Raw genomic sequence first — 6,038 nt, forward strand, 5'->3', positions numbered from 1 at the left:
GAGCGGTTCCACCTCCTTGTGGAAACGTTTACACGAGCGATTGGAATCGATTACACGGGCGGTTGGCAAGGGTCTGGGGGCCAGTTGTGAGATAGCTCGCTCGGGTGAGCGGGTGAGCGGGTGAGCGGGTGAGGTGGGGGGTGCCGAGCCTCGACGGCGGCGGGCGGCCGATGGCCGTGCGGGGTGGCGAAACGTTTCGCGGAAGGGGGCGCATCTCCGTCACCGCGGAGCTACCCGTGAGTAGCATCGGTCCACACCGTTCTGAGGAGACCCCGATGTCCCGCTCGCCCCTCGCCCTCGCCGCCCTCCTCGCCACGGCCGGCGCCGCCCACTTCGCCCGTCCCCGCGTCTTCGACGGGATCGTCCCCCGCGGCCTCCCCGGCTCCGCCCGCGCCTGGACCTACGCCAGCGGCGCGGCCGAGCTCGCCCTGGCCGCCGGCCTCGCCGCACCCCGCACCCGGCGCACCGCGGCCCTGGCGACCGCCGCCTTCTTCGTCGGCGTCTTCCCGGCGAACGTGAAGATGGCCCGCGACTGGAGCCGCCGCCCCGCCTCGATGAAGGCCGTCGCCTACGGCCGGCTGCCCCTGCAGGTCCCCCTGGTGCTGTGGGCGCGCGACGTCGCCCGCAAGAGCTGACCGCCCCTCACCCGGGTTTTCCACAGGCCCCCGGCGTTGTCGCCGCCCGGCGGTAACGTCGGAACATGGCAACTCCGCCCACCAGCAAACTCGCCACCCTCGAGGGCGTGCTCGAGCGCGTCACGTACGCCAACGAGGAGAACGGCTACACCGTCGCCCGGGTCGACACCGGCCGCGGCTCGGGCCCGGGCGAGCTGCTCACCGTCGTCGGGGCGCTGCTCGGCGCCCAGGTCGGGGAGTCGCTGCGGATGGAGGGCCGCTGGGGCTCCCACCCCCAGTACGGCAAGCAGTTCCACGTCGAGAACTACACGACCGTCCTGCCCGCCACGGTCCAGGGCATCCGCCGCTACCTCGGATCCGGCCTGGTCAAGGGCATCGGCCCGGTCTTCGCCGACCGCATCACCCGCCACTTCGGGATGGACACCCTCACCGTCATCGAGGAGTCGCCGCAGCGCCTGATCGAGGTCCCCGGTCTCGGTCCCAAGCGGACGAAGCGGATCATCGCCGCCTGGGAGGAACAGAAGGCGATCAAGGAGGTCATGCTCTTCCTCCAGACCGTCGAGGTGTCGACCTCCATCGCCGTGCGCATCTACAAGAAGTACGGCGACGCCTCCATCTCCGTCGTCAAGAACCAGCCCTACCGCCTCGCCTCCGACGTCTGGGGCATCGGCTTCCTCACCGCCGACAAGATCGCCCAGTCCGTCGGCATACCGCACGACAGCCCGGAGCGGGTGAAGGCCGGGCTCCAGTACGCCCTCTCCCAGTCTGCCGACCAGGGCCACTGCTTCCTGCCCGAGGAACGCCTGATCGCCGACGCGGTCAAGCTGCTCCAGGTGGACACCGGCCTGGTCATCGAGTGCCTCGCCGAGCTGGCCGAGCCCGGGCCGGACGGCGAGGAGCCGGGAGTGGTCCGCGAGAGGGTCCCCGGACCGGACGACGACGGCAGCCCGGTCACCGGCGTCTACCTGGTCCCCTTCCACCGGGCGGAACAGGCGCTGGCCTCCCGCCTGCTGCGGCTGCTGCGTGCCGACGACGACCGGATGCCCTGGTTCCGCGGCGTGGACTGGGACCGCGCGCTGAGCTGGCTGCGCACCCGTACCGGGGCCGAGCTGGCGCCGGAGCAGGAGGCGGCGGTGAAGCTGGCCCTCACCGAGAAGGCCGCCGTGCTCACCGGCGGGCCCGGCTGCGGCAAGTCGTTCACGGTCCGCTCGATCGTGGAGCTGGCCCGCGCCAAGCGCGCCAAGGTGGTGCTGGCCGCGCCCACCGGCCGGGCCGCCAAACGGCTCGCCGAGCTGACCGGCGCCGAGGCCTCCACCGTCCACCGGCTGCTGGAGCTCAAGCCTGGCGGGGACGCCGCCTACGACCAGGACCGTCCGCTGGACGCCGACCTGGTGGTGGTCGACGAGGCCTCCATGCTGGACCTGCTGCTCGCCAACAAGCTGGTCAAGGCCGTCGCCCCCGGTGCCCACCTGCTGTTCGTCGGCGACGTGGACCAGCTGCCCAGCGTCGGCGCCGGCGAGGTGCTGCGGGACCTGCTGGCGGACGGCAGCCCCGTCCCGGCGGTGCGCCTGACCAAGGTCTTCCGCCAGGCGCAGCAGTCCGGCGTGGTCACCAACGCGCACCGGATCAACGCCGGGCACCATCCGGTCACCGACGGGCTCAAGGACTTCTTCCTGTTCGTGGAGGAGGACACCGAGGAGGCCGGCCGCCTCACCGTCGACGTGGCCGCCCGGCGGCTGCCCGCCCGCTTCGGCCTCGACCCACGCCGCGACGTACAGGTGCTCGCCCCCATGCACCGCGGCCCGGCGGGCGCCGGCGCGCTCAACGGCCTGCTGCAGCAGGCGGTCACCCCGGCACGCCCGGACCTGCCCGAGAAGAGATTCGGCGGACGGGTCTTCCGTGTGGGGGACAAAGTCACACAGATCCGTAACAATTATGAAAAAGGGAAGAACGGGGTCTTCAACGGCACGGTCGGTGTCGTCACCTCGCTCGATCCCGACGAGCAGCGGCTCACGGTGCTCACCGACGAGGACGAGGAGGTTCCCTACGACTTCGACGAGCTCGACGAGCTGGCCCACGCCTACGCGGTGACCATCCACCGCTCGCAGGGCAGCGAGTACCCGGCCGTGGTGATCCCGGTGACCACCGGCGCGTGGATGATGCTGCAGCGCAACCTGCTCTACACGGCGGTGACCCGGGCCAAGAAACTGGTCGTGCTCGTTGGCTCCCGCAAAGCCATCGGGCAGGCGGTGCGCACCGTCTCGGCGGGGCGGCGTTGCACGGCGCTGGACCACAGGCTTTCCGGCGCGGGGCGGCTCCCGGGGCCCCGATCGTCGGTGTGAGGATTCTTTTCGATAAAAATGATCGATCAAATGGGTCGCAAAGGTCACAGTGGCCTTCCGCAACCGGCCCGCGACGGGCAGGATGAACAGGTTGACGGCACTGAGTGCCGCCGATGGGCCCGATGGTCGACCCCGAGTGCACTCGCCAGAGCCAGTTGGGGGAAGGTAGAGGCGGTCAGGGCACCTCGAAGATGAGGACTAGGTCGGTGAGGGAAGACGTGAGCGACAACTCTGTAGTACTGCGGTACGGCGACGGCGAGTACACCTACCCGGTGGTCGACAGCACCGTCGGCGACAAGGGCTTCGACATCGCGAAGCTCCGGGCCCAGACCGGTCTGGTGACCCTGGACAGCGGCTACGGCAACACCGCCGCCTACAAATCCGCGATCACCTATCTGGACGGTGAGCAGGGAATCCTGCGTTACCGCGGCTACCCGATCGAGCAGCTGGCCGAGCGGTCGACCTTCCTGGAGGTCGCCTACCTGCTGATCAACGGCGAGCTCCCGACGGTCGACGAGCTCACGACGTTCAAGAACGAGATCACGCAGCACACCCTGCTGCACGAGGACGTCAAGAACTTCTTCCGCGGCTTCCCGCGGGACGCCCACCCGATGGCGATGCTGTCCTCGGTGGTCTCGGCGCTGTCCAGCTTCTACCAGGACAGCCACAACCCGTTCGACGAGAAGCAGCGGCACCTCTCCACGATCCGCCTTCTCGCCAAGCTCCCGACGATCGCGGCGCACGCGTACAAGAAGTCGGTCGGCCACCCGTTCGTCTACCCGCGCAACGACCTCGGCTACGTCGAGAACTTCCTGCGCATGACGTTCTCCGTGCCGGCGGAGGAGTACGAGCTGGACCCGGTCGTGGTCTCGGCGCTCGACAAGCTGCTGATCCTGCACGCGGACCACGAGCAGAACTGCTCCACCTCCACGGTGCGCCTGGTCGGCTCCTCGCAGGCCAACATGTTCGCGTCCATCTCGGCCGGCATCAGCGCCCTGTGGGGCCCGCTGCACGGTGGCGCCAACCAGTCGGTGCTGGAGATGCTCGAGGGCATCCAGGCCAACGGCGGCGACGTCGACTCCTTCATCCGCAAGGTGAAGAACAAGGAGGACGGCGTCCGCCTGATGGGCTTCGGCCACCGGGTGTACAAGTCCTTCGACCCGCGCGCCAAGATCATCAAGGCCGCGGCCCACGACGTGCTCTCGGCGCTCGGCAAGTCCGACGAGCTGCTGGACATCGCGCTGAAGCTCGAGGAGCACGCGCTGTCCGACGAGTACTTCGTCTCCCGCAACCTGTACCCGAACGTGGACTTCTACACGGGTCTGATCTACCGGGCTATGGGCTTCCCGACCGAGATGTTCACCGTGCTGTTCGCGCTGGGCCGCCTGCCGGGCTGGATCGCGCAGTGGCACGAGATGATCAAGGAGCCGGGTTCCCGCATCGGCCGCCCGCGCCAGATCTACACGGGCATCGTCGAGCGCGACTTCGTCCCGGTGGAGGAGCGCGCCTGACCGGCCGCCCACCGCTTTGCCACTGGAGCCGTCCCGGTCGTCTCCGACCGGGGCGGCTCCGGCGCGTCCGGGGCGCCGTACGGGCACCCGTGGCGCCGGTGCGCGAGGCGCGGCACCCTAGGCTCCGGCCATGCTGCCCTACGCGAACAGACCGTCCGCCGACGCGATCGTCACAGCCGTACCCGGCCTCGCCCCCTACGCACGGCCGGCGGTCGTCCTCCACCCGACGGAGCGGGCGCCGGCTCTCCACGACAGTTCGATCGCCGGTCCGATGCTCTGGGCCGCGGACGAGCCCTGGCCGCACTGCTCCGTGCCCGACGAACGGGAGCCGTCCGGGCTGCCGCCCGTGGCGATGATCCCCGTGGTGCAGGTCTTCCGGCGGGACGCTCCAGGAGACTGGTGGCCGGAAGGCGCCGACGTGTTCCAGCTCCTCTGGTGCCCGAACACGCACTGGGATCCTCCGGCTCCGCAGGTGGACGGCAACCCCGTCGTGGAGATCCGATGGCGGCGGGCCGCCGACCTGTCGGGGGAACCCCTGCGGCCCCCGGCCCCCGTGCGGCAGGAGGACGAGGACTACGGCTTCTCGCCGGTGCCGCACACGCTGACACCGGTACCGCTGACGGACTTCCCCGACCCGCAGGAGCTCCCGGACGACATCGCGAAGGACCTCGACCGGCTGGTGGCGGAGACCGGCGGCGAGGACGGGGCCGACGTCATCACGCGCGTCGCGGGGTGCAAGTTCGGCGGGTGGCCCACCTGGCACGTGGCCGCCCCGTGGGACGTGCGCTGCCGTGCCTGCGACGCCTCCATGCGTCTGCTGTTCACCGTGGCCAGCGACCACGGCACGGGCATCACTGTCGGCCGCTGGGGGGACCTTCGGGTCTTCGGCTGCCCCGTGGACGCCGGACACGGCCACGAGTTCGACGTCCACGGATAGAGGGCGGCCGCTGCGGCCCCCTCGCCCCAGGGGCGCCATGGCCCACCGGACGGAGAAAGACGAAGGGCGCCCTGCCGCCGGTCCCCCCACGGGCCGACGTACAGGGCGCCCTTCTGTGCCCCGGTGCGGATTCCCCCCACGGGATCCGGGCCCGGGCGTCCACGGGCAGCGCCTGAAACGCTGCGCGCGCCGTCAGGACGGCACGCGTTGTGCGGTCTGCCGGGACCCGTACCGTCGGGAGGGCCGCTCAAAGCTCCCCGGTCGCACGTGCCCCGGCAACGCAGCTCCGGAGGCGTCCCCCAAGACGTCTCCGCAGATGCCGGTCACACCCCCCAAGATGCTTCCGGCACCGCCAACTTAGACCTTCGAATGCACTGAAGGGTTACGTTGACATCACTGTGATCTGCATCTCCCGCGGTCTCCTGTCCGCGGCGGTTGCCCGGCAGAACGAGCCGGTCAGCGACGCATGAAGATGGCGCGCGAGACTTGTGAAGAGCTTATGTGAGGAACGGGTGGCAGATCCAGAGGACGACGGATTTGCCGCAAGCCGTTTTTCGGTCACCCGGCCGGGCCGCCTGACCAGGGGCGCGGGCCCGGCCGGGGCCCCGGGCGC

At 70.3% G+C, this 6,038-nt stretch carries 4 protein-coding genes; all 4 read left to right on the forward strand.

Annotated elements, in window-relative coordinates; all coding sequences use genetic code 11:
* Window positions 1–275: 275 nt before the first annotated feature.
* The 4 genes from ACFRAV_RS22230 to ACFRAV_RS22245 all read left to right on the forward strand — a co-directional run bounded on the left by ACFRAV_RS22230 (window position 276) and on the right by ACFRAV_RS22245 (window position 5,425).
* Window positions 276–635 carry a hypothetical protein gene (locus ACFRAV_RS22230; protein WP_382558003.1) on the forward strand — a complete coding sequence of 120 codons (360 nt, stop codon included), beginning with the start codon at window positions 276–278 and terminating at the stop codon, window positions 633–635.
* A 65-nt stretch (window positions 636–700) separates the two neighbouring features.
* Entirely contained in the window at window positions 701–2,977 is a 2,277-nt protein-coding gene (locus ACFRAV_RS22235; RefSeq protein WP_382558004.1) for an ATP-dependent RecD-like DNA helicase, read from the forward strand.
* A 218-nt stretch (window positions 2,978–3,195) separates the two neighbouring features.
* Complete coding sequence (locus ACFRAV_RS22240; protein ID WP_382558005.1) at window positions 3,196–4,488, forward strand: citrate synthase; 1,293 nt, start codon at window positions 3,196–3,198, stop codon at window positions 4,486–4,488.
* Window positions 4,489–4,618: 130 nt separating this feature from the next.
* The gene (locus tag ACFRAV_RS22245; RefSeq protein ID WP_382558006.1) at window positions 4,619–5,425 is read left to right on the forward strand and encodes a hypothetical protein; all 807 of its coding nucleotides are present in this window, start codon (window positions 4,619–4,621) and stop codon (window positions 5,423–5,425) included.
* Window positions 5,426–6,038: the final 613 nt, after the last annotated feature.

The organism is Streptomyces sp. NPDC056600 (assembly GCF_042792855.1).
Lineage (GTDB): Bacteria > Actinomycetota > Actinomycetes > Streptomycetales > Streptomycetaceae > Streptomyces.